The sequence below is a fragment of the Psychrobacter sp. W2-37-MNA-CIBAN-0211 genome (assembly GCF_040309405.1).
Classification (GTDB): domain Bacteria; phylum Pseudomonadota; class Gammaproteobacteria; order Pseudomonadales; family Moraxellaceae; genus Psychrobacter; species Psychrobacter glaciei.
Genome location: NZ_JBEOOU010000174.1, coordinates 1 through 275 on the forward strand (window position 1 = coordinate 1; position 275 = coordinate 275).

General features: G+C 45.5%; 1 pseudogene. It reads right to left on the minus strand.

Annotated elements, in window-relative coordinates:
• Window positions 1-275: pseudogene (locus AAEY72_RS14775) on the minus strand (glutamate synthase small subunit); the annotation flags it as partial.

Below are 275 nucleotides of genomic sequence, written 5' to 3' on the forward strand. Positions count from 1 at the left end.
GTGTCACCTTGGTCATGTCGGGGCGCCATCCTTGTGAGATAGCGGTATCGGTAATGTATTTTTCAACACTACCAATAGTGACTGCACCAAAGTCATCGTTTAAGGTACAGGCACCTTCACATAAACGGTCTTGTGGACACACTCGTCCACAAATTTCAGGCAGAGTATTGGTCTCATGTACCAAGTCTGCCGCTTCCATAATACGACCTTCTTCTGCCAGTTTTAACCAGTTTGGAATGTAGTTATGCAGTGGGCATTTCCATTCACAATAAGGG